Annotated in this window: 22 protein-coding genes and 1 tRNA gene; 6 read left to right on the top strand and 17 right to left on the bottom strand. The window is 69.2% G+C overall.

The genetic code is table 11. The features are described from left to right. Nucleotide 1 precedes the first annotated feature (1 nt). The 3 genes from clpB to ACT4N7_RS18905 form a co-directional block, all read right to left on the bottom strand. Nucleotides 2-2,596, bottom strand: a complete 2,595-nt coding sequence (gene clpB, locus ACT4N7_RS18915; RefSeq protein WP_444830097.1) for an ATP-dependent chaperone ClpB — start codon at nucleotides 2,594-2,596, stop codon at nucleotides 2-4. Between the two features lie 325 nt (nucleotides 2,597-2,921). After that, nucleotides 2,922-3,410: a MarR family winged helix-turn-helix transcriptional regulator gene (locus tag ACT4N7_RS18910; RefSeq protein WP_444830096.1), complete on the bottom strand. Its 489-nt coding sequence runs from the start codon at nucleotides 3,408-3,410 to the stop codon at nucleotides 2,922-2,924. Nucleotides 3,411-3,459: 49 nt separating this feature from the next. Next, nucleotides 3,460-4,092, bottom strand: coding sequence for a pyridoxamine 5'-phosphate oxidase family protein (locus ACT4N7_RS18905; RefSeq protein WP_444830118.1), 633 nt, complete (start codon nucleotides 4,090-4,092; stop codon nucleotides 3,460-3,462). A gap of 465 nt (nucleotides 4,093-4,557) precedes the next feature. On the opposite strand from ACT4N7_RS18905, the gene ACT4N7_RS18900 reads away from it, so the two are divergent. Further along, on the top strand, nucleotides 4,558-5,661 hold the full coding sequence (locus ACT4N7_RS18900) for an FAD-binding oxidoreductase (protein WP_444830095.1): 1,104 nt from the start codon (nucleotides 4,558-4,560) through the stop codon (nucleotides 5,659-5,661). 3 nt (nucleotides 5,662-5,664) lie between these two features. On the opposite strand, the gene ACT4N7_RS18895 is transcribed toward ACT4N7_RS18900, so the two are convergent. From ACT4N7_RS18895 to ACT4N7_RS18855, 9 genes are all read right to left on the bottom strand, one after another. Further along, nucleotides 5,665-5,991, bottom strand: coding sequence for a putative quinol monooxygenase (locus ACT4N7_RS18895; protein ID WP_444830094.1), 327 nt, complete (start codon nucleotides 5,989-5,991; stop codon nucleotides 5,665-5,667). Between the two features lie 69 nt (nucleotides 5,992-6,060). Continuing rightward, nucleotides 6,061-6,486, bottom strand: a complete 426-nt coding sequence (locus ACT4N7_RS18890) for a heat shock protein transcriptional repressor HspR (RefSeq protein ID WP_444830093.1) — start codon at nucleotides 6,484-6,486, stop codon at nucleotides 6,061-6,063. Beyond that, nucleotides 6,483-7,646 carry a molecular chaperone DnaJ gene (gene dnaJ / locus ACT4N7_RS18885; protein WP_444830092.1) on the bottom strand — a complete coding sequence of 388 codons (1,164 nt, stop codon included), beginning with the start codon at nucleotides 7,644-7,646 and terminating at the stop codon, nucleotides 6,483-6,485. Before dnaJ ends, ACT4N7_RS18890 begins: the two co-directional genes overlap by 4 nt. 20 nt (nucleotides 7,647-7,666) lie before the next feature. Then, nucleotides 7,667-8,332, bottom strand: coding sequence for a nucleotide exchange factor GrpE (gene grpE / locus ACT4N7_RS18880; protein ID WP_444830091.1), 666 nt, complete (start codon nucleotides 8,330-8,332; stop codon nucleotides 7,667-7,669). Continuing rightward, nucleotides 8,329-10,176: a molecular chaperone DnaK gene (gene dnaK / locus ACT4N7_RS18875; RefSeq protein ID WP_444830090.1), complete on the bottom strand. Its 1,848-nt coding sequence runs from the start codon at nucleotides 10,174-10,176 to the stop codon at nucleotides 8,329-8,331. The genes grpE and dnaK overlap by 4 nt, the downstream gene beginning before the upstream one ends. A gap of 139 nt (nucleotides 10,177-10,315) precedes the next feature. Beyond that, on the bottom strand, nucleotides 10,316-10,891 hold the full coding sequence (locus tag ACT4N7_RS18870; RefSeq protein WP_444830089.1) for a TetR/AcrR family transcriptional regulator: 576 nt from the start codon (nucleotides 10,889-10,891) through the stop codon (nucleotides 10,316-10,318). Next, the gene (locus ACT4N7_RS18865) at nucleotides 10,888-11,742 is read right to left on the bottom strand and encodes a DUF4097 family beta strand repeat-containing protein (protein WP_444830088.1); all 855 of its coding nucleotides are present in this window, start codon (nucleotides 11,740-11,742) and stop codon (nucleotides 10,888-10,890) included. The genes ACT4N7_RS18870 and ACT4N7_RS18865 overlap by 4 nt, the downstream gene beginning before the upstream one ends. A gap of 116 nt (nucleotides 11,743-11,858) precedes the next feature. After that, on the bottom strand, nucleotides 11,859-12,431 hold the full coding sequence (locus ACT4N7_RS18860; protein ID WP_444830117.1) for a TetR/AcrR family transcriptional regulator: 573 nt from the start codon (nucleotides 12,429-12,431) through the stop codon (nucleotides 11,859-11,861). Continuing rightward, the gene (locus ACT4N7_RS18855; protein WP_444830087.1) at nucleotides 12,428-12,754 is read right to left on the bottom strand and encodes a DMT family transporter; all 327 of its coding nucleotides are present in this window, start codon (nucleotides 12,752-12,754) and stop codon (nucleotides 12,428-12,430) included. Before ACT4N7_RS18855 ends, ACT4N7_RS18860 begins: the two co-directional genes overlap by 4 nt. 146 nt (nucleotides 12,755-12,900) lie before the next feature. On the opposite strand from ACT4N7_RS18855, the gene ACT4N7_RS18850 reads away from it, so the two are divergent. Beyond that, nucleotides 12,901-15,084 (top strand): (Fe-S)-binding protein, encoded by a 2,184-nt coding sequence (locus ACT4N7_RS18850; protein WP_444830086.1) that lies wholly within the window; start codon nucleotides 12,901-12,903, stop codon nucleotides 15,082-15,084. A gap of 59 nt (nucleotides 15,085-15,143) precedes the next feature. Beyond that, nucleotides 15,144-16,343, top strand: a complete 1,200-nt coding sequence (locus ACT4N7_RS18845) for an MFS transporter (protein WP_444830085.1) — start codon at nucleotides 15,144-15,146, stop codon at nucleotides 16,341-16,343. Nucleotides 16,344-16,346: 3 nt separating this feature from the next. Here ACT4N7_RS18845 and dcd read toward each other — a convergent pair whose 3' ends face one another. Beyond that, complete coding sequence (dcd, locus tag ACT4N7_RS18840; RefSeq protein ID WP_444830084.1) at nucleotides 16,347-16,931, bottom strand: dCTP deaminase; 585 nt, start codon at nucleotides 16,929-16,931, stop codon at nucleotides 16,347-16,349. Nucleotides 16,932-16,999: 68 nt separating this feature from the next. On the opposite strand from dcd, the gene ACT4N7_RS18835 reads away from it, so the two are divergent. Further along, a tRNA-Gly gene (locus tag ACT4N7_RS18835) sits at nucleotides 17,000-17,073 on the top strand. 206 nt (nucleotides 17,074-17,279) lie between these two features. Here ACT4N7_RS18835 and ACT4N7_RS18830 read toward each other — a convergent pair. The 4 genes from ACT4N7_RS18830 to ACT4N7_RS18815 form a co-directional block, all read right to left on the bottom strand. Next, entirely contained in the window at nucleotides 17,280-17,921 is a 642-nt protein-coding gene (locus ACT4N7_RS18830; RefSeq protein ID WP_444830083.1) for a hypothetical protein, read from the bottom strand. Continuing rightward, nucleotides 17,918-19,345, bottom strand: a complete 1,428-nt coding sequence (locus ACT4N7_RS18825) for an AAA family ATPase (RefSeq protein ID WP_444830082.1) — start codon at nucleotides 19,343-19,345, stop codon at nucleotides 17,918-17,920. Before ACT4N7_RS18825 ends, ACT4N7_RS18830 begins: the two co-directional genes overlap by 4 nt. A 50-nt stretch (nucleotides 19,346-19,395) precedes the next feature. Then, complete coding sequence (locus ACT4N7_RS18820; protein ID WP_444830081.1) at nucleotides 19,396-20,058, bottom strand: hypothetical protein; 663 nt, start codon at nucleotides 20,056-20,058, stop codon at nucleotides 19,396-19,398. 67 nt (nucleotides 20,059-20,125) lie between these two features. After that, nucleotides 20,126-20,617: a hypothetical protein gene (locus tag ACT4N7_RS18815; RefSeq protein WP_444830079.1), complete on the bottom strand. Its 492-nt coding sequence runs from the start codon at nucleotides 20,615-20,617 to the stop codon at nucleotides 20,126-20,128. Between the two features lie 251 nt (nucleotides 20,618-20,868). On the opposite strand from ACT4N7_RS18815, the gene ACT4N7_RS18810 reads away from it, so the two are divergent. Together ACT4N7_RS18810 and ACT4N7_RS18805 are read left to right on the top strand one after the other, a co-directional pair. Continuing rightward, nucleotides 20,869-21,588 (top strand): LuxR C-terminal-related transcriptional regulator, encoded by a 720-nt coding sequence (locus ACT4N7_RS18810; RefSeq protein ID WP_444830078.1) that lies wholly within the window; start codon nucleotides 20,869-20,871, stop codon nucleotides 21,586-21,588. 118 nt (nucleotides 21,589-21,706) lie between these two features. Further along, a partial coding sequence (locus tag ACT4N7_RS18805; protein ID WP_444830116.1) for an acyl-CoA dehydrogenase N-terminal domain-containing protein occupies nucleotides 21,707-21,913 on the top strand: 207 nt, incomplete at its 3' end.

Here is a 21,913-nt window from a genome sequence, read left to right as displayed (position 1 = left end):
CCTAGTCCGCCCTGGTCACCACCAGGGTCGCGTTGTCGTCGGCGACGTCGACCTGAACTGTGTCGCCGTCGCGGATCTCGCCCGCGAGCAGACCTTTCGCGAGCTGGTCGCCGATCGCGGAGGACACCAGGCGGCGCAGCGGCCGGGCGCCGTAGACCGGGTCGAAGCCGTTGATCGCCAGCCAGTCGCGGGCCGACAGGGTGACCTCCAGGGTGAGCCTGCGCTGGGCGAGCCTGCGGCCGAGCTTGGCCACCTGGATGTCGACAATGGCTGTCAGCTCTTCGGTGGCCAGCGAGTGGAAGACCACCACGTCGTCGAGCCGGTTGAGGAACTCCGGCTTGAAGTGCCGCTGCACCACCGCCATCACGGCGTCCTTGCGCTGGAGTTCGTCCAGGTTGGCGTCGGCGATGAGGTGTGAGCCGAGGTTGGAGGTGAGCACCAGGATGGTGTTGCGGAAGTCGACCGTGCGGCCCTGGCCGTCGGTCAGCCTGCCGTCGTCCAGCACCTGGAGCAGCACGTCGAAGACGTCCGGGTGGGCCTTCTCGACCTCGTCGAGCAGCACGACGCTGTACGGGCGGCGGCGGACCGACTCGGTGAGCTGGCCGCCCTGGTCGTAGCCGACGTAGCCGGGCGGGGCGCCGACCAGCCGGGCGACCGAGTGCTTCTCGGAGTACTCGCTCATGTCGATGCGGATCATCGCCCGCTCATCGTCGAACAGGAACTCCGCGAGCGCCTTGGCCAGCTCCGTCTTGCCGACGCCGGTCGGGCCGAGGAACAGGAACGAGCCGGTGGGCTGGTCGGGGTCGGCGACGCCCGCGCGGGCGCGGCGCACCGCGTCGGACACCACGCGCACGGCCTGGCCCTGCCCGACGACCCTGGCGGCCAGCGCGTCCTCCATGCGCAGCAGCTTCTGCGTCTCGCCTTCGAGCAGCCTGCCCGCGGGGATACCGGTCCACGCCGACACCACCTCGGCGACGTCGTCCGGGCCGACCTCCTCCTTGAGCATCACCTGCTCGCCGGACTGCGCCGCGGTGGCCGCCGTGGCGACGTCCAGTTCCTTCTCCAGCGCGGGAATCCGGCCGTAGCGCAGCTCGGCGGCGCGGCCCAGGTCGCCGTCGCGCTCGGCGCGCTCGGACTCCCCGCGCAGCGATTCGAGCTGTTCCTTCAGCTCGCGAACCCGGTCGATGGAGCCCTTCTCGTTCTGCCAGCGCGCGGTCAGCGCCGCCAGCGTCTCGCGCTTCTCGGCCAGTTCGGCGCGCAGCGCGGCGAGCCGCTGCTTGGCGGCCGCGTCGTCCTCTTTGGACAGCGCCATCTCCTCGATCTCCAGCCGCCGCACGGCGCGCTCGACCTCGTCTATCTCCACCGGCCGCGAGTCGATCTCCATCCGCAGCCGGGACGCGGCCTCGTCCACCAGGTCGATCGCCTTGTCCGGCAGGAACCGCGCGCTGATGTACCGATCGGACAGGGTCGCGGCGGCGACCAGCGCGCTGTCGGTGATCCGAACGCCGTGGTGGACCTCGTAGCGCTCCTTCAGGCCGCGCAGGATGCCGACGGTGTCCTCGACCGAGGGCTCGCCGACGAACACCTGCTGGAACCGCCGCTCCAGCGCCGGGTCCTTCTCGATGTGCCCGCGGTACTCGTCCAGCGTGGTGGCGCCGACCATGCGCAACTCACCGCGGGCGAGCATGGGCTTGATCATGTTGCCCGCGTCCATCGCGCCCTCGCCGGTCGCGCCCGCGCCGACGATGGTGTGCAGCTCGTCGATGAAGGTGACCACCTGGCCCGCCGAGTCGGTGATCTCCTTGAGCACGGCCTTGAGCCGCTCCTCGAACTCGCCGCGGAACTTCGCGCCCGCCACCATCGCGCCGAGGTCGAGGCCGACGACCCGCTTGCCGCGCAGCGACTCCGGCACGTCGCCCGCGATGATCCGCTGGGCAAGACCCTCCACGATCGCGGTCTTGCCGACGCCGGGCTCGCCGATGAGCACCGGGTTGTTCTTGGTGCGCCGCGAGAGCACCTGCACGACCCGGCGGATCTCGGCGTCGCGGCCGATCACCGGGTCGAGGTGGCCCTTGCGGGCTTGGTCGGTCAGGTCGACGCCGTACTTCTCCAGTGCCTGGTAGGTGCCCTCCGGGTCGGGGCTGGACACCCGCGCCGAGCCGCGCACCCTGGCGAACGCCTCACGCAGCGCGTCGGGCGTGGCGCCGTGCCGCTTGAGCAGGTCGGCGACGTCACCGCCCGCCGCGGCCAGGCCGACCAGCAGGTGCTCGGTGGAGACGTACTCGTCGCCCATCTCGGTGGCGAGCTTCTGCGCGTGGGTGATCGCGCGCAGGGCGGACTGGGACAACTGCGGGGAGGACACCGTGGCGCCCGTGGCCGAGGGGAGCCCGCGCAGCAGCGGCTCCAGGTCCTTGCCGACGACACCGGGGTCGGCGCCGACAGCGGTCAGCAGGGGCGCGGTGAGCCCATCGCCCTGCGCGAGCAGCGCGCTGAGCAGGTGCCCGGCCTGGATGTCCGGGTTGCCCGCCCCGGCAGCGGCCTGCGCCGCGGCCGAGATCGCCGCCTGAGTCTTGGTCGTCGGGTTGAACGAGTCCATCTCCCACCTCGGGTCGCATCCGCTGTCATCGAACCCAACGACCGAAAAGTTGAGTCAGTTCCGCTCAAGTTCAGGATTGGCCCGACGACTGCCCGTCGGGGCAGGTGAACAGCGTGTTTCGGCCCGCTCGCGCCGGTCCGACGGGCCGTTCACCCACATGTCGCAACCTCCCTATCCACAACACCAGGGCACTTGTCCACAATCCCCAGGTGTCCATCCACAGGGCGGGGGACAGAGCTGTCCACAGGAGCCTGCCCACGTCCGAGGGAATCCGCCAGGCGGGTGGTGACCGGTCCCGATGCGGTGACGCCTCGCGGTCGGCGACTCACAGGTCGCAGTTCAGCCTGGCCAACAGCCGGGAGAACTCCTGGATGTCGACTGTCGGCCAGCCGGTGAACTTCGCGCGAAGCTGCTGCCTGCGGTCGGACCGCACCTCGGCCAGCCGGGCCGACCCGGTGGCGGTCAACTGCACCAGTCGGGCGCGGCCATCAGACGGGTCCGGCACCCGCTCGACCAGCCCCAACTCCGCCAGCCGGGCGATCTGCCTGCTGACGGTCGACTTGTCGAGCCCGGTGCGCTCCACGACGTCGGCCGCGCGCACCGGACCGATGTCGCTCAGGTGCAGCAGCAGCGCGTAGGACGCGCCGTCGAGGCCGGGGTGCACCTTCGCCGCCAGCGACAGTGAGACGCTGCGCGCCCGCCCGAACAGCTTGGACAGCTCCCGTTCGAAATCCTGCGCGGCGGCCTCCCGTTCGACCGTGTCCGCCCGCCCCGCGCCCTCGCCGCGCTCGGCCACCTTGCGTCCCTCCGTCACGATTCGCCTGCGGAACGCTAACGGACGTCCGGGACAGCGGGAACGTGCCTCACCCGGCGGGGCTGTGGGCGGCCCGCTTCGCCCCGAAGTAGTCGCCGCCCTTGCGCTTGACGTCGTCGGTGCCCCACTCGCGGGTGCGCTCGACCGGCTGCATCAGCGGGATGTGCTTGCGGCAGTGGATGTACGCCTCGTCGATCTCCACCAGCACCCAGCGCTCCGGCGTGCGGCCGCGGTCGAACTCGACCGGCAGGTCGTCGTGCTGGGCCCGCAGTTCGGCGTCCTCCACGATCCGGGCGCGGCCGTTGACGTGCAGGCCGATCACGTCGCGGACGAAGTCGACCATCAGGATGCCCACGTGCGGGTTCTCGCTGATGTTGCCCAGGCTGGCGAGCACCCCGTTGCCCCGGTACTCGGGGTAGGCGATGTGGTGGTCGTCCAGCACGTGGATGAAGCCGGGCGGACCGGCGCGCAGCGACGAGTCGCACTCGCCGTCGAGGTCGGCCGTGGCCACGAACGCCATCTCCATCCGGCCGACGAACTCGATCATCTCGTCGTTGAGCCGGTCGAGCACCTGGTCGTCGTAGAAGCGTCGGGCCCGGTCACGGGTGTTGTAGGCGCACTGCAGCAGGTGCTCGCCGCCGGATCCCGGCAGGGTCTCCGCCGCGTCGTCGAGCGGGTCCACCAGGCTGAGCGACTCTGCTCCGATCGGGTGGGCTTTGCCGGTCGACTCGCGCGGGCGCACCGGGGTCGCGGCGCGCGCCGACGCGGGCGGCGCCTCGGACACTTCCAACCTCAGCAGGTCGGCAGTGGCGGTTCCGGTCGGCGGCAGCAGGTCGGGAGACACGCCCGTCACAGTTTCATGCCTGCCGCTCCTGTGCGTAGTCCACCCATCTGATGTCCCCCGATAGGCGGAGTCCGACTACGAAGAGTTACCGTGGCGCAGACGAATGTGTCAACAGTGCAGAATTATCGACAGAATCAGTCTACTGTCCACTCCGTCGGGGGATGGATGCGCAGGTAACCTGGTGCCAGCCTGGTGAGGCACCCGAGAGGTGGAGTCAACACCCCGACTATGACAGCCAACGCCGTTGTGAGCCCAATCCCGACCTCGCAGCCACGGACCGACTCACCCACCGCGGTCAACACCATGGTGCGCCAGGTCCGGGAGAGCTTCGCGGTCGTCGAGCCGCACGCCGAAAAGGTGGCGCAGTTCTTCTACGGGATGCTGTTCACCATCGCGCCGACGGCACGCGAGATGTTCCCGGCGAACATGCAGGTCCAGCGGTCCCGGTTGCTGCGTGCGCTGGTGCACGTCGTACAGATGGTCGACCGCCCCGACGACCTGGTCCCGTTCCTGCAGCAGCTCGGCCGCGACCACCGCAAGTTCGGTGTGATCAGCTCGCACTACGAGGCAGTCGGCATGGCGCTGATCGCGGCGGTGAAGAAGTACGCGGGCGAGGCGTGGAACGACGACATCGAGCGCTCGTGGGCCGAGGCGTACACGATCATGGCGCGCTCGATGCTCGACGCCGCCGCGGCCGACGAGGGCCCGGCCTGGTGGCCCGCCGAGGTGGTCGACCACGAGCGCATCGGCTGGGACCTCGCGGTCGTGCGGGTGCGGTCGGACTACCCGGTGCCGTATCTGCCCGGGCAGTACGTGAGCGTCGAGGTGCCGCAACGGCCGCGGCTGTGGCGCTACCTGACCCCGGCCATCGCGCCCCGCGCCGACAACCTGATCGAGTTCCACATCCGGGGCGTCGAGGGCGGCTGGGTCAGTCGTTCCATCGTGGCGCACGCCAAGGTCGGCGACGTCTGGCGGCTCGGGCCGCCGATGGGCCGCATCGGCGTCGACCGTGACGCGGGCCGCGACGTGCTGATGGTCGCGGGCGGCACGGGCCTGGCACCGATGCGCGCGATCATCGAGGACCTGGCCCAGTGGGGCGAGAACCCGCACGTGCACCTGTTCGTCGGCGGTCGCGTGCGCGAAGACCACTACGACGTGCCGCACCTGCAGAACCTGGCGGCCAGCAACCCGTGGCTGACGGTGGTGCCCGTGCTGGACTCGGCCCCCGACGCGCCAGGGGTGGAGCACGGCACGCTCGCCGACGTGGTCACCCGCTACGGCGCGTGGGCCGATCGGGACGTGCTGGTGTCGGGCTCGCCCGGGATGATCCGGTCGACCGTGTCCCGGATGCTGGTGGCGGGAACGCCGCTCGACCGGATCACCTACGACCCGTTCACCCTGGACTGAACGTCACTCGGCGGGCTTGAGCTCGGCCATCCGCGACCAGCCCGTGCCGGGCACCTCGACGTTGATGATCTCCGGGGTGTCGGCGATCAGCGCGGGGAACGCCGCCATCGCGGTCTTGAAGTGGGCCGAGGTCACGTGCGCCTCGCCCGCCGCGGCCGATTCGAACGCCTCGACCAGAACGAACTGGTTGGGCGTCTCGACGCTGGTGGACCACTCGAAGAAGACGTTGCCCGGCTCCTGCCGGGTGGCCTGGGTGAACTCGTCGACCGAGGCGAGCCAGGTGTCGGCGTGCTCGGGGCGAGCGGTGAATTTGACCACGATGAAGATCAAGACGTGCCTCCTTGGGCGGTGCGCCCCCACGGGCATTTTTTCGCTCGGCCCGCCCGTCCGCAACACCGGTCAGCGTCGGGGCTGCGGCCGCCAGACAACCAGCGCGGTCTGCTGCCGCACCGGAACGAGTTCGTGGCGGTAGGACTTGTGGATGGCTGCCGCGGCCTGTTCCGCGGCGGCGAAGGCGGCGGCCAACTCCTCGGACAGCTCGACCACGCGCGCCCGCAGGGCGTCGACCTCGTTCTCCAGCTCGATGATGCGCTTGATACCCGCCAGGTTGACCCCGTGCTCCTGGGAGAGCCGCTGGACCTCGCGCAGCAGGGCGATGTCGCGCATCGAGTAGCGGCGGCCACCGCCGGAAGTGCGGCCGGGCGAGACCAGGCCCTGGCGGTCGTAGCCGCGCAGGGTCTGCGCGTGCAGGCCGGAGAGCTGGGCGGCCACCGAGATCACGAACACCGGGGTGTCCTCGTCGGTGCCCGGGGGGAACGGGTTCACGACTCCCTCGCCTTCGCCACCATCGCCGTCAGTTCGGGTCGCGGGTCGTGCTCGGCGATCGCCTCGGCGTACGCGGTCAGCGCCGCCTTCGTCTTGTCGTCCATAGTGGACGGAACGGACACTTGCAGGGTGACCAGCAGGTCGCCGACCTGGCCGTCGCGTTTGGCCACGCCCTTGCCGCGGACGCGCAGCACCCGGCCGGACACGGTGCCCGCCGCGACCCGCAGGCTGACCGGGGAGTCCAGTGTCGGCACGGTGAGCGTGGTGCCCAGCGCGAGTTCGGGGAAGGTGACCGGCACCTTGAGGGTCAGGTCGTTGCCGCTGCGGCCGAACACCCGGTGCGGGGTGACGTGCACCCGCACGTACAGGTCGCCCGCGGCGGCGCCCTGGCTGCCCGGCTCGCCCTGGCCCGCGAGCCGGATGCGCTGGTCGTCCTCGACGCCCGCGGGGATGCGCACGGTCAGCGTGCGCGTCTTGGTGCTGACGCCGTCGCCGCCGCAGTCGGAGCACGGGTCGTCGATGAGCCTGCCGGTGCCACGACAGTCGCGGCACGGCTCGCTGAACGCGAAGGCGCCCTGACTGCGGCTGACCAGCCCCGCGCCGCCGCAGGTGCCGCAGGTCTTCGGCAGGGTGCCCGGGCGCGCGCCCGAGCCGTGACAGGTGTCGCAAGTGGACGGACTGGACAGCCGAAGCGGCACCGTGGCGCCCTTGACGGCCTCCAGGAAGTCGATCCGAACCTCGGTCTCGACGTCGGCGCCCCGCCGCGGCCGAGTGGCCGAGCCGCCGCCGCGCCGGTTGAACAGGTTGCCCAGCATGTCGGTGAAGCCGCCGCCCCCGCCGAAGCTCCCGCTCTGGCTGCCCGGCTGGCCGAACATGTCGCCGAAGTCGAAGCCGCCCCCGCCGCCGGGGCGGAAGCCGCCCGAGCCGAACATCTTGCGGGCCTCGTCGTACTGCTTGCGCTTCTCCGGGTCGCCGAGCACGCCGTACGCCTCGGACACCGCCTTGAAGCGGGTCTCGGCGTCGGCGTTGCCCGGGTTGGCGTCGGGGTGCAGCTCGCGGGCGAGCTTGCGGTAGACCTTCTTGATCTCCGCGTCCCCGGCGTCGGAGGAGACGCCCAGCTCGCGATAGAAGTCCTTGTCGATCCAGTCTCTAGCGCTCATCGGACGTCCCCTCCCTTCGCTCAGGTCTGTTCTTCGGCCGAGACCTCGACGGGCGGCACCGGGACGGTGTCACCCGCCGCGTCGGTCACCGCGACGAGCGCGGCCCGCACCACCCGGTCGCCGAACCGGTAGCCCCGGCGCAGCACGCCGGTGACGGTGGGCCCGGCGACGTCGGGGGAGGTGTTGTGCTGGACGGCCTCGTGCACCGACGGGTCGAACGGCTCGCCCTCGTGGCCGAACGGTTCGAGCCCGGCCTTGTGCACGGCGCCGATCAGCTTCTCGGCCACGGCCTTGAACGCGCCGGTCAGGTCGCCGTGCGCGCCCGCCCGCTCGATGTCGTCGAGCACCGAGAGCAGCTCGACCACGACCTGCGCCTTGGCCGCGGTGGCCACGGCCTCGCGGTCGCGCTCGACCCGCTTGCGGTAGTTGGCGTACTCGGCCTGCAGGCGCTGCAGGTCGGCGGTGCGCTCGTCGAGCTGGGCCTGGATCGCGGCCGACGGGTCCTCGGCCTCGGCCAGGTCCACGATCTCGGGCTCGGGTTCCGACGGGGCATGGGTGCCCGCTTGGGCGGGCACCTCCCCGCCCGCGTCCCGAACCTGGCCGGTGTCCGGGTCGATCCGGCGCCGATCGCGCACCACGACCCGAGGCTCCTCGTCGGAGTTCTCCTCGCTGTGGTGCCTGCTCATTTCTTGTCCTTGTCCTCGTCCACGATCTCGGCGTCCACGACGTCCTCGGCACCGTCGGCCTTGGCCTCGGACGGCGCGCCGTCCTCGGCGGCCGCCTCCGCGCCCGTGTTGGCATAGAGCGCGGAGCCCATGGCCTGCGACTCGGTGGCAAGCTTTTCCATCGCGGCCTTGATCGCCGGGATGTCGGTGCCCTTGAGCGCCTCGGTGGCCTCGGCGACCGCGGAGTTGACCTTCTCCTTGGCGTCGGCCGGGATCTTGTCGTCGTTGTCCTTGACGAACTTCTCCGTCTGGTAGACGAGCGTCTCGGCCTGGTTGCGGACCTCGGCCTCCTCGCGGCGCTGCTTGTCCTCGTCCGCGTGGGCCTCGGCGTCCTTGACCATCCGGTCGATGTCCTCCTTGGGCAGCGCGGAGCCGCCCGTGATGGTCATCGACTGCTCCTTGCCGGTGCCCAGGTCCTTCGCGCTGACGTGCACGATGCCGTTCACGTCGATGTCGAAGATGACCTCGATCTGCGGCACGCCGCGCGGTGCGGGCGGCAGGCCGGTCAGGTCGAAGGTGCCGAGCTTCTTGTTGTCGGCGGCGAAGTCGCGCTCACCCTGGAACACCTGGATGCCCACGGTGGTCTGGTTGTCGTCGGCGGTGGAGAAGATCTCCGAGCGCTTGGTCGGGATGGTGGTGTTGCGCTCGATGAGCTTGGTGAACACCCCGCCCTTGGTCTCGATGCCCAGCGACAGTGGGGTCACGTCGAGCAGCAGGACGTCCTTGACCTCACCGCGGAGCACACCGGCCTGCAGCGCGGCGCCGACGGCGACGACCTCGTCCGGGTTGACGCCCTTGTTCGGGTCGCGGCCACCGGTCAGCTCCTTGACCAGCTCGGCGACGGCGGGCATCCGGGTGGACCCGCCCACCAGCACCACGTGGTCGATGTCGCCGACCGGGATGCCCGCGTCCTTGACCACGTTGTTGAACGGGGCCCGGGTGCGGTCGAGCAGGTCGGCGGTGATGCGCTGGAACTCGGCGCGGGAGAGCGTCTCGTCCAGGAACATCGGGTTCTTCTCGGAGTCGACCGTGATGTAGGGCAGGTTCAGGTTGGCGCTGTTCGAGCTGGACAGCTCGATCTTCGCCTTCTCGGCCGCCTCGCGGATGCGCTGCAGCGCCATCTTGTCCTTGGTGAGGTCGATGCCGTTGGACGCCTTGAACTTCTCCACCAGCCAGTCGACGATGCGCTGGTCCCAGTCGTCGCCGCCGAGGTGGTTGTCGCCGCTGGTCGCGCGGACCTCGACGACGCCGTCGCCGATCTCCAGCAGCGAGACGTCGAAGGTGCCGCCGCCGAGGTCGAAGACCAGGATGGTCTGCTCCTTGGCGCCCTTGTCCAGCCCGTAGGCCAGGGCGGCCGCGGTCGGCTCGTTCACGATCCGCAGCACGTTGAGGCCCGCGATCTGCCCGGCCTCCTTGGTGGCCTGCCGCTGCGCGTCCTCGAAGTACGCGGGCACGGTGATCACCGCGTCGGTGATGGTCTCGCCGAGGTAGGACTCCGCGTCGCGCTTGAGCTTCATCAGCACGCGGGCGCTGATCTCCTGCGCGGTGTACGCCTTGCCGTCGATCTCGGTCTTCCAGTCGGTGCCGATGTGCCGCTTGACCGACCGGACCGTGCGGTCCACGTTGGTGACCGCCTGGTTCTTCGCGGGCTGCCCGACCAACACCTCGCCGTTCTTGGCGAACGCCACGATGGACGGGGTCGTCCGTGAGCCCTCCGAGTTGGCGATGACCGTCGGTTCACCGCCTTCGAGAACAGCGACGACGGAGTTGGTCGTCCCCAGGTCGATGCCGACCGCTCGCGCCATGTCTTCCTCCTGCTGTAGCTGTGGTGCCGGTGAAGTTGAGCGTACCCGACTCAGTTTGGTGAACTTGAGCCCATCCCGCTCAACCTTCTCGCACGCCCAACGAGCGGTCGGGCGGCGGTGTTCCCGGCAGTGACCGCGGTTACTTGACGGCGCTGCCGACCAGGCGCAACACGGTCGCGCGCATCCGCGCGGGAGTGACCTCGTCGCGCACGGCGCGCTGCAGATCGGCGGCCAGCGGGGCGAGCAGCAGGTGGGCCAGCGTGTTCGGGTCCGCGCCCGCACCCGCCGCGTCGAGCAGGGCGGCCACGTGGGCGTGCCAACACCGGTACGCCTCGATCCGATATCGGACGCCGGGGCGCGCGGTCTCGGCCAGGTGCACGAGGTCGAGGTGCTCGGCGAGGAAGGTGAGGTAGGCGTCGAAGAAGGCGAGCAGCCGCTCGACCGGGTCCGCGCCCGGGCCGAGCGGGGCGGGGCCCGCGACCACCCGCGCGCGCAGGTCGCGCTCGCCCTCGTCGAGCAGGGCGACGGCGAGGCCGGATTTGTCGCCGAACCGGCGGAACAGCGTCCCCTTGCCGACCCCCGCGGCCGCGGCGAGCTGGTCCATCGTCACCGCTTCGACGCCGCGCTCGGCGATCAGCGCCCGGGCGGCCACCAGGATGCGGCGCCGGTTCCGCGCCGCGTCCGCCCGTTCGCGCACCGGCTCGATGGCGTTCACGCGTACCGGATCGTCAGGTTTCCGCTGGTAGCGGACACATCGAGGTGGTTCGACGCGGCCGGGTCGCTGCCGATGGCGTTGTCGACGTCGCCACTGTCGGCGTCGGCCGTCACCTTGTACCGGCCCTGCGGCACGGACAGGGTGATGCCGCCACTGTCGCTGTGCGCACGGACGTTCGCCACGGCCGAGAGCCGCGCGGTGATGTCGCCAGAGGACGCGTCCAGGTCGGCGGGCCCGTGCAGGCCGACTGCCTCGATGCGGCCGGACTCCGTGCGCAGGGACGCCGCGCCGCGCACATTGCTGACCTTGATGTCGCCCGAGCTGACCTCGACCGAAACCGAGTCCAGGACGTCGGCCAGTTCGACCGAGCCCGAGTCCGCCGCGACGTTGACCGACCCGGACACGGTGCGCACCACCACGTCGCCGGAGTCCGCCCGCAGGTTCACCGACGAGGCCCCCTCGACGGTGATGTCCCCGGAGTCGGCCCGGCCGGACACCGTGACCCCCGCGGGCACCACGACGTCGTAGTCGATCCAGCAGTTGCGGATCGGGCAGCCCGCCAGGATCAGCACGTCCCCCTCGACCCGGTGGGTCGCCCCCGGTTTCGCGTCCAGGTGGTGCACCTGCCGGTGCACTGTGGTGGACCCGCCAGTGGATCCGCCAGTGGACGCGCCACCCGCCCGAAGGCGGACGGTGCCCGAGTCGGTGGCGAGCCGCACGCTGCGGATCGTCTCCCCCACTGCCGTGTCGTCCCCGTACTGCTGGGTGGCGATGCCGCAGCCGCCGACCAGCAACACCGCGCCCACCATCCCCGTGATGGACACCCCCAGCACCAGCCGTCGCAGCGACATCGCACACCCCTCAGCCCGAGAACTTGACTCGTCCCGACGCTATTGCGTTGCGTCGGCGGGTGGCATCAGGGACGCCCCCGATTCCACCCGGGGGTTGTCCCTACCCCTCGCCCGGGTCAGCGCAGCGGCGCGAGCAGGTGCTCCATGACCGGCACCAGATCGACCGCGGTCGGCGGCTCGTCGTCGATGAGGCCCTGCAGGAGCAGTCCGTCGACCCCGGCGAGGAACGCCCGGAAGCCGACCTCGTCGGGGTGGCGGGCCAGGCTGGTGAGCACGTCGAGCCAGAGCCGGGCGGCCGGGCGCAGCGCGGGGCGGCGCGCGGCGAGCAGGTACAGCTCGTACTCGGCCATCGTGCGCCCCCGGCGCGGGCCGAGGGCCTCGGCCAGCATCTCGGCGACCGCCGCCGCCGGGCTGCCGCCCTTGATCCGGCTCGACTCGATGAGGTCGCGGATCTCGACGGCCATGCTCTCCGCCGACCAGGTGAGCGCGCCGACCAACAGGTCGTCCAGACCGGCGAAGTGATAAGTGATCGAGGTGGCTGGCACGTCGGCCTCGCGGGCGACCGACCGGTGGGTGACCCCGGCGACGCCGTCGCGCTCGATGACCCGCAGCGTCGCCGCGACGATCTCCGCTCGCCGCCGGTCGCCGCGCGCTTTGCGGCCGTCGACGCGGCGGTAGGCCGGGGTCAGCTCGCCCGCCCGAGTTCGAGCAGCACCACACCGCCGATGACCAGCACCAGCCCGATGCCCATGGTGAGGGTGAAGCCCTCGCCGAGGAACAGCGCGCCGATGAGCGCGACCGCCGCGACGCCGATCGCCGCCCAGATCGCGTAGGCGACGCCGACCGGGAATCCCTGGTTGAGCAGCTTGGCGAGCGCGGTGAAGGCGATGCCGTAGCCCAGCACGACCAGGACCGAGGGCACCGGCTTGCTGAATCCCTCGGACAGTTTCAGCGAGATCGTCGCGGTCACCTCGCCGACGATCGCGACGGCGAGCAGGATGAGCGGAGGCATACGGCCAAACTACCTGAACAATCGTTCCACTAGTTTCGAGGGATGCGCCACACTTGGTCGACTTAGGCTTCGCTAAGACGGTTACCGGTGAGTAAGAAGGCGTAGGGTCCCGCCCAAACCGAACCCGACGGGAAGGTCGCCACGACATGGGTGCCGTGCAGCTAACACTGGGCCTGATCGCGGTCGCGGTCAGCCTCGTGGCCTGGAGCATGTTCGTCCGCACCGTCGCGCGGATGGTCTCCATCGTGCGGCTCGGGCAACCAGACGGCACTCGCAACGGCCCGTTCGTCGGGCGGATGAAGACCCTGGTCACCGAGTTCGCCGCGCACACCAGGATGAACAAGTTCCGGCACGTCGGCTTCTGGCACTGGCTGGTGATGTGGGGCTTCCTCGTCGGCTCGGCCGCCCTGTTCGAGGCCTACGGCGAGGTCTTCGTGCCCACCTGGGGCTGGCCGATCCTGGACGACTGGAACCTGTGGCACCTGCTGATGGAGCTGCTCGGCGTCGGCACCGTGGTCGGCGGCGTCGCGCTGGTGATCATCCGCCAGCGCAACCACCCCCGCCGGGCCGACCGGCAGTCGCGGTTCCAGGGCTCGAACTTCTGGCAGGCGTACTTCGTCGAGGCCGTGGTGATCTTCGAGGGCCTGGGCATCCTCGGTGTGCGCGCGGGCAAGGCCGCGCTCGGCGCGCACGAGCTGCCGCTGTGGGCCGCGTTCGTCAGCAACCCGCTCGGCGACATCCTGCCCGCGAGCCCCGACCTGGTCTCCGCGCTGGCGTTCGTCAAGCTCATGGGCGCGATGGTGTGGGTGTACGTCGTCGCCAAGTACATGACCATGGGCGTGGCCTGGCACCGGTTCAGCGCGTTCTTCAACATCTACTTCAAGCGCGAGGCCGACGGCGGGGTGGCACTCGGCGCGGCCAGGCCGATGATGTCGGGCGGCAAGCCGCTCGACTTCGAGGAGGCCGACCCGGAGACCGACGTGTTCGGCGCGGGCAAGATCGAGGACTTCACCTGGAAGGGCTGGCTCGACTTCACCACCTGCACCGAGTGCGGCCGCTGCCAGTCGCAGTGCCCGGCGTGGAACACCGGCAAGCCGCTCTCACCGAAGCTGATGATCATGCAGCTCCGCGACCACGCCTACGCCAAGGCGCCGTACCTGTTGGCGGGCGGCAAGAAGGACATGGCGGGCGACGAGATCGGGCTCACCGATCACTCCACTGTGGACGTTCTGGCACTGGCCGAGGCCGAGCGCCCGCTGATCGGCGGCGTCGACGAGCTGGGCGTCATCGATCCCGAGGTGCTCTGGTCGTGCACCACCTGCGGCGCGTGCGTCGAGCAGTGCCCGGTGGACATCGAGCACGTCGACCACATCGTGGACATGCGCCGCTACCAGGTGCTCATCGAGTCGAACTTCCCGTCCGAGCTGGGCGGCATGTTCAAGAACCTGGAGAACAAGGGCAACCCCTGGGGCCAGAACGCCAAGGACCGCCTGGCGTGGACCGACGGGCTGGACTTCGAGGTGCCCGTGTTCGGCGGGGATGACGCTGCGGAACTGTCCGATTTCGAGTACCTGTTCTGGGTCGGCTGCGCGGGCGCGTTCGAGGACCGGGCGAAGAAGACCACCCGCGCCGTCGCCGAGCTGCTGCACCAGGCCGAGGTGAACTACGTCGTGCTCGGCACCGAGGAGACCTGTACCGGCGACCCGGCGCGGCGCGCGGGCAACGAGTTCCTGTTCCAGATGCTGGCGCAGCAGAACGTCGAGGTCATCAACACGGTGTTCGATGGCCGCGAGCCCGGCAAGCGCAAGATCGTGGTCACCTGCGCGCACTGCTTCAACACCCTGGCCAACGAGTACCCGCAGCTCGGCGGCAACTACGAGGTCGTGCACCACACGCAACTGCTGAACAAGCTGGTCCGCGAGCGGCGGCTGGTGCCGATCGCCCCGGTCGCCGAGGACGTCACCTACCACGACCCGTGTTACCTGGGCCGCCACAACAAGGTCTACGACGCGCCGCGCGAGCTGGTCGGCGCGTCCGGGGCGACGCTGCGCGAGATGCCCCGGCACGCGGACCGCTCGATGTGCTGCGGCGCGGGCGGCGCGCGGATGTGGATGGAGGAGCGGATCGGCAAGCGGATCAACGTCGAGCGGGTCGACGAGGCGCTGGGCACCGCGCCGTCGAAGATCGCGACGGGCTGCCCGTTCTGCCGAGTGATGCTCACCGACGGCGTCACCGCACGACAGGCCGATGGGCTCGCGGGTGAGCACGTCGAGGTCGTGGACGTCGCCCAGTTGCTGCTCACCGCCGTGAAGCGCGCGCCTGCGGGCTGACGTCTCGGAATGCGGGCTGACTGTTCCGCGATCCAGAAACGGTTAGCTATGGTAAGGACATGGCCGCGCTGCTGACCCAGACCGGCGTCGGCAGACGGCGCTGGCTGATCCTGGCCGTGGCGGTGGCCGCGCAGTCGGCGACCACCAGCCTGGTCTACGGCCTGTCGTTCCTGATGCCGTTCCTTCGCGCGGAAGAAAACCTGTCACTGGCGCAGGCAGGCGCGATCGTCGTGGCGCCCGTGCTCGGCGTGCTGCTGATGCTGATCGCGTGGGGCGCCGCGGCCGACCGGTTCGGCGAACGGGTCGTGATGACCATCGGCATGGTGGGCACCGGCGGGGCGGGCCTGGCCGCGGCGGCGGTGCCTGGCATCGCCGCGCTCGTGGCGCTGCTCGTGGTCGCGGGCGCGTTCTCGGCGTCGATCGGCGCGGCAGGCGGGCGGGCCGTGCTCGGCTGGTTCGGCGCCGAGGAGCGCGGCCTCGCCATGGGAATCCGGCAGACCTGCCTGCCGATCGGCGTCGGCATCGCCGCGCTCACCATGCCTCCCGTCGCGGCGGAGTGGGGCTATCGGGCGGCCCTGGTGATCCCGTCGGCGCTGTGTCTGGCCACGGCGGTGCTGGTCGCCATGGCGCTGCTCGACCCACCGCGCCCGCCTGCGCGGGACGTGGCGCGGAGCGGCTCGCCCTACCGGTTCGCCCGGCTGTGGCGCGTGCATCTGGCCAGCGCGCTGTTGGTCGGCCCCCAGTTCATCGCGGCCACGTTCGCGCTGACCTACCTGGTGTCCGAACAGGGCTGGAACCCGGTGACCGCGGGCGCGGCGCTCGCCGCCGTCCAGATCGGCGGCGCCGCGGGCCGGATCGGCGCGGGCCTGTGGTCGGACCGGGTGGCCAGCCGGATGCGCCCGATGCGCATCATCGCGGGCGCCGCCGCCGTCGCCATGCTGGTCTGGGCCGCGGGCGACGTGGTCGCGCCCTGGCTCGCCACGGTGGGGGTGATCGCCGTGATGATCGTCTCGGTCACCGACAACGGCCTGGGGTTCACCGCCACCGCGGAGATGGCAGGCCCGTTCTGGGCGGGCCGCGCGCTGGGCGTGCAGAACACCGGCCAGAACGGGATGGCCCTGGCCATCGCACCACTGTTCGCCGTCGCGGTTACCTCGATCGGCTGGCCGCTGGCGCTGGCCTTGGCCGCCGCGTTCCCGCTGGCCGCGATGGTGCTCACTCCCGTACGCGGCGAGACCCTGGAGCCGGTCGGCGGGTGAGCCTCAGCGCCGGGTGGTGTCGACGCGGTGGAAGTTCAGATACGCCTTCGACGGCGTCGGCCCGCGCTGGCCCTGGTACCGGGAGCCCGCCTGCTGCGAACCGTAGGGGTACTCGGCGGCTGAGGTCAGCCGGAGCAGGCAGAGCTGGCCGATCTTCATGCCGGGCCACAGCGTGATCGGCAGGTTGGCCACGTTGGAGAGTTCGAGGGTGATGTGCCCCGAGAACCCGGGGTCGATGAACCCCGCCGTCGAATGCGTCAGCAACCCGAGCCGCCCCAGCGACGACTTGCCTTCCAGCCGCCCCGCCAGATCGTCGGGCAGCGTCACCAACTCGAACGTCGACCCCAGCACGAACTCCCCGGGATGCAGCACGAACGGCTCGTCGCCGTCGGCCTCCACCAGCGAGGTCAACTCGTCCTGCCGCTGGCGCGGGTCGATGTGGGTGTACTTGGTGTTGTTGAAGACCCGGAAGAACCGGTCGAGCCGCACATCCACGCTGGAGGGCTGCACCATCCCCGGATCGAACGGCGCCAACCCCAACCGCCCGGAGTCGAGTTCCTTGCGCAGGTCACGGTCGCTCAGCAGCACGCGCCCACCCTAGCCTCGCCCCTGCCTAGGCTGAACCGGCCCGTGCCGTGTATCCTCGGCAACGCTTCGCGGATGTAGTTCAATGGTAGAACATCAGCTTCCCAAGCTGAATACGCGGGTTCGATTCCCGTCATCCGCTCCACAACTTTCTCCCAGGCCAGACAGAGCGTCATCCCAGTCGGGCGTGTCACCAGATTCCCCCTTCTGGTGGACTACTCGCACGATTTTCGCCGCAACGGCGGCGGGTTGAACTCGGCGAGGACGTCGCGCTCGTCGCCAGCCCGATCTTGCCGTCATCCGAACCTCGCCGATCGTCAATGGAGCCAAGCGCCGAAACGGCGTCCGCCGTCAATTTTGGCCCCAGCCGTCGATAATAGCGTCAATATCGCGCACAAGTCGTTTCCAGCCCTCAAGGCGAGTCACCGGTCCACCGCAATCCAGCCTCTCCAACAATTGTCTGCGATGATAGGAGAACCGCTTTTTCGTCTCATCTTTTCTTCTCCCGGAGACATTAGCGGCAGCCAGAATGCATTCCTGTAGAAGGCTCTTCGGATCCGCTCGCCGTTCTACTTCATGGATCCCCGGGAGCGGCAGTTGCATTTTGCCGTTGGGGTTTCCAGCCACCTGTCGAATCGCCGGTTCATCGAGCAGTAGCCACGCTTCGGTCATCCGCACCGGAATCACCGGTAGCAGCGCTCCCTGGTAGCTCGCAACCTGGGCGCCGCACTCAATTTCCGCACGCCGGGCGTCGACCTTGACGTTGTCCGCGTCCCGGTGTACGACGATCAAATCTGGAACGCTTCCCATCAGTTCCAATCCTGCTCCGATGCGTGCGTTCACCGTCTTTGGAACCTTGCCCAACAAGGAGAAGTCTGGTTTGCTCAAATATACCATGACATTCCGACTGAAGAAGATCGTCTCGACCACGTTCGCAAGTGGCAGGTCGGAGGTACCTTCACAGATATACAAACCATTGTATGTCTCGGTCACCCTACAAGATCCATTGGGAGTCGTAGTTGCGCATGCGCGGGTGCGGTCAAGTATGCCACCACATCCGCCTCGGAAAAACTTGGGCGCCCAGGGCCGGTTCGCCAGGATCCCTTGAAAGGTACCAACGAAAGTGCCCTTGTTATCCCGCCACTGACGGCCCGGTGCGGCCTCGCTTCCGCCAAAAGCAGATCCTGAGGGTCGCACAGTTGCACAACACCGGGCGCGTGGGTATTGACGATGACCTGTCTGAATGGATTCGACGGATCGGGTGCCTCTTGTGCGTCCACAGCGAGGTCGCGGACCAACTGGAGGATCGCTGGAAGGTTGGCGGGATGAATGCCGTTCTCGGGCTCCTCCATGCAGATCAACCCGGTGAACGTTGGATCCTCAAGGAGGACGCACAGCGCAAGGAAACGGAGCGTTCCTTCGGACAAGGCTCTCGCTGGAAGCCGTAGTTCGCCCATCTCCTGCAAAAACAGCGTGAAAGTCTCCCGCACATGGTCGAGTTCGACACTTACGTCTTCGACCCCGACACCGGACAGATCCGACAGTCGTCCAGATACGCGCGCGTACACCGAAGCCGCGTCCTGACCAGCGAACATGGCGGGATTGTCGTGCGCAATCCTGTACAGGCTTGCCGCCAAATGCCTGCCGTTCGTGTCCAGCACGCGCGCATCCGAGAGACTGTCCGGTGTTCGCAAGGACGACGGTTCAAGAGCCAACCGCCGCCAACTTTGCATTTCCCGACGGGCGGCAAGAATCGTCGGATAGTCATTTGTCGTGACCGTACTCAGTACAGTTCGCCCTGCCCGAGCAGCGGCACGAGGCTGTGGCTTCCCAAAGCTGCCGCCATCACCGTGGACGTTGATCACGGTCCCGCCTTCGCGAGTTTCGGTCGACAAGAAAGCGCCACCTCGCCGTTGACCGAGCACGACTGCGTTGCGAAAATTCTTGGCACTGTGCCCGAACCGCAGATGCCGGGAGGCATCCCCTCGATTGATGTGCCGCAACTCTTCCTTCAAGAGCGTCAGCCTGCCGACACTGGCTTCTCGTTCCGGCGCAGAATAGCCTAGGGTGAGCTCATAGCGAAGAAATGTGGCAGTCGGCCGCGCAAACGAGCCCAGATCATCTTCCACCTCCGGTGGAACAATCATCTCAACCACGAGCGTTATTTCACGCTGGTGCTCACGATAGCCGTCCCAGAAAAGATCACGTGGATCACCGCTGCGTAGCCCGGACGACCCTCGAACCTTTTGTGACGCCTCGACAAGAGTGTCGTTGGCGAGGTATGAAAGAAATTCGATCGCATCGAAGACGTTCGACTTGCCGATACCATTGGCTCCGGCAATGCAGGTGAATGGGCCAAACTCGACTTGGAGATCGAGCAGGTTCTTGAAACCTCGAACCTCTAGCCTGGTAAGCATGTGGCTAGCGTACGGTGTCTTGCTGCTATGTCGCCATCTGCCGGCCCATGTCAGGCGCTGACCGAGGTCTGGTCGAAAGTGATGCCGCTGACGGCTCGGTAGGGGACTCTGGCCAGGCCGGAGGCGTCGCTGTAGATCACGAGGCCCTCCTGCCAGATGCGCTTCCAGTGCAGGGTGAGCACGACGGCGGTGTGCGGGAGCAGGGTCAGTTCGACTTCTTCCTCGAAGGTCTGCTCGTCCTCCATGCTCATCGAATACGTGCGTTTGACCGCGTCCTCCGCGCCCGTCTTGATGCTGAGCAGGCCGCCCGGGGAGAGATCCATGCCCGAACTGGTCGACTGGGTGCGTTCGACCAGGACCTCGCAGCGCTGGGTCCAGCGGCGGGTGGCCTTGAGCCTGCGGACCGACGTGGCCGAACCGGAGTTGTCGATGCGGCGGATCTCGTCACCGAGTGGCTCTTCGGTGCGGGCGGTTTCCACGACCTCGACGGTGAAGTGGCAGGCGGGTGCCACGGCGGCGGGCGGGGCGCCCGCGAAGACCGGCCAGGTGCCCTTGCAGCGGCCGCACCGGGCGAGGGCGGCGCGGTTCATGGTCGGCAGGAACGTGATGAGCCCCAGGCGGGTGCCGTCGGGCAGTTCGAACTTGGGGAAGGTGAACCGGCGACACAGCGGGCACTTGTTGCTCCACATGAACCGGGACTGCTCACTCGACATGCCGTACACCGCGCACCTCCGCGTCACGCACCCATGTCCTGCAGGTCGTCGCGGTCGGGGGTGGGCGTTACCGCTGATCGACGCGGCTGCGGATCTGTTCGTACACGGCGGGCAGGCCGAACTCGCGGACGGCGGTCAGCACCTCGCGGGACAGGGCGCCGAACGGCTTGCCCGCGTCGACCTGCCACCAGAGGTCACCGATGGGGACGCCGCTGCCGACCAGGATGAGGTTGCCGATGCGCTCCTCCCAGCCCGTGCCCGCGTGGCCCGCGCGGCGCAGATAGGGGCGGACGCGGCGCTGGGCACTCCACTCATCGGTGGCGGTGACGCTCAGCGCGAGGGTGAAGCGGGTGGCGGTCGGGCCGACGTTGGACTGCAGAATCGCCACCTGGCCGACATGGTCGTCGCGGACCACTCGGTACCGGCGGCCCTTGCCGCTCAGACCGAGGGCGCGCAGACCTGGGGCCAGGCCGGTCTCGACCATCAGCCGAAACCACTCATCCGCGTTGCGCACTGCCCCTGGTTCCACCGCCACCCCCTGCTCGGCCACGCTCAGCATCCGACTGGTTACTCCCGGAGTCAGTACTGACCCTATCCCTGTCCACCGACGGTTCCCTAAACATTCCTTGTATTACCCGCCGGTACGGGGCCAAGTCGAGGACACGGGCCCGCGCGGACGGACGATAGAAGGGGTAACCGCTCGGCATGACCCTTGTGGGTGACTTCGCCCACGACGGGAAGCAGCACGTCACAACAACAGGCTGGCGCGTCGATCTACACGAACGGGTGACGAGGTCGGAGGGCGACGAAATGCCACGCAGTACCCCAACCGAGGGTGGCCTCGGGGTCGCGCTGGTCGACGGCGTCCCACTGTTCCGCGAGGGCCTGTCCGCGCTGGTCCTGCGCACGCCTGGACTGCGCTGGCTCGGCGCGACGGACACCCCGCAGGGTGCGCTGCACTTCGCCGAGCGCTACCGCCCGCATGTGGCGGTGATCGACTCCGGGCTCGATCCGCGCAACCACCTCAGCCACGCGCTGACCGCGGCCAACCCCGATCTGGTCACCCTCGTCCTGATCCGGGACAACCACCGCACCACGCAGTACGTGGCCACCGCGATCGCCGCGGGCGTGCACGGGGTGCTGCTGCGGTCGGCGGAGCCGCCCCAGGTCGTGGCCGCGATCCGGGCGGTGCGGACCGACCGCCACTACCTCGACCCGGCGCTCGCGCAGACCGTCGCGGTGCCGCGCGGCAGGCTGATCCAGGTGCCCGACAACACCAAGCAGCCACTGTCGCGGCGCGAGTTCCAAGTGCTCCAGCTCATCGCGGACGGGCTGGAGAACCAGGCGATCGCCAAGATCCTCTACGTGTCCGTGGAAACGGTTCGCACGCACGTCAAGGCCATCCTGCGCAAGCTCGCGGCCCGGGACCGCACGCACGCGGTGGCGGTGGCGTTCCGCTCGGGCGTGCTGATCGCGGCGGCGATTCGGCCGCCGCAGGCCCGGGCGCCCGCACCGCGTACCGGCACGTGACCGCGCGCACACACCTTGCCGGGGTTACCGACAAGTAATACCCTGTTGTTACCGGCGAGTAGCGCACTCTGCTCGCGGTGGACGTACTCGCATCAGCGTGAGGACACGGAGCAACGAGATGGGCCACTACAAGAGCAACGTCCGCGACCTCGAATTCAACCTGTTCGAGGTGTTCAACGTCCAGGATCGACTGGGCAAGGGCGTCCTGGCCGAGTCGGACGAGGACCCCCCGCGCGGTGTCCACGCCCAGCTGAACCAGGTGGCGGTCGGCCCCCGGGCGGGGTCCATCGTCGAATCCGACCCCGGCCCCCCCGGCAACCACCCC

It is taken from the genome of Actinokineospora sp. (assembly GCF_052390155.1).
In the GTDB taxonomy this organism is placed as follows: Bacteria; Actinomycetota; Actinomycetes; order Mycobacteriales; family Pseudonocardiaceae; genus Actinokineospora.
This window is presented reverse-complemented; position numbering and strand designations above follow the sequence as displayed.

Bases quoted from the DNA above. Each gene is read 5' to 3' on its own strand.
- ACT4N7_RS18845 (WP_444830085.1), top strand. From the start codon at position 15,144: ATGGCCGCGCTGCTGACCCAGACCGGCGTCGGCAGACGGCGCTGGCTG.
- dnaK (WP_444830090.1), bottom strand. From the start codon at position 10,176: ATGGCGCGAGCGGTCGGCATCGACCTGGGGACGACCAACTCCGTCGTC.
- ACT4N7_RS18820 (WP_444830081.1), bottom strand. From the start codon at position 20,058: ATGTCGAGTGAGCAGTCCCGGTTCATGTGGAGCAACAAGTGCCCGCTG.
- clpB (WP_444830097.1), bottom strand. From the start codon at position 2,596: ATGGACTCGTTCAACCCGACGACCAAGACTCAGGCGGCGATCTCGGCC.
- ACT4N7_RS18865 (WP_444830088.1), bottom strand. From the start codon at position 11,742: ATGTCGCTGCGACGGCTGGTGCTGGGGGTGTCCATCACGGGGATGGTG.
- grpE (WP_444830091.1), bottom strand. From the start codon at position 8,332: ATGAGCAGGCACCACAGCGAGGAGAACTCCGACGAGGAGCCTCGGGTC.
- ACT4N7_RS18815 (WP_444830079.1), bottom strand. From the start codon at position 20,617: ATGCTGAGCGTGGCCGAGCAGGGGGTGGCGGTGGAACCAGGGGCAGTG.
- ACT4N7_RS18900 (WP_444830095.1), top strand. From the start codon at position 4,558: ATGGTGCGCCAGGTCCGGGAGAGCTTCGCGGTCGTCGAGCCGCACGCC.
- ACT4N7_RS18825 (WP_444830082.1), bottom strand. From the start codon at position 19,345: ATGCTTACCAGGCTAGAGGTTCGAGGTTTCAAGAACCTGCTCGATCTC.
- dnaJ (WP_444830092.1), bottom strand. From the start codon at position 7,646: ATGAGCGCTAGAGACTGGATCGACAAGGACTTCTATCGCGAGCTGGGC.
- ACT4N7_RS18855 (WP_444830087.1), bottom strand. From the start codon at position 12,754: ATGCCTCCGCTCATCCTGCTCGCCGTCGCGATCGTCGGCGAGGTGACC.
- ACT4N7_RS18850 (WP_444830086.1), top strand. From the start codon at position 12,901: ATGGGTGCCGTGCAGCTAACACTGGGCCTGATCGCGGTCGCGGTCAGC.
- ACT4N7_RS18810 (WP_444830078.1), top strand. From the start codon at position 20,869: ATGCCACGCAGTACCCCAACCGAGGGTGGCCTCGGGGTCGCGCTGGTC.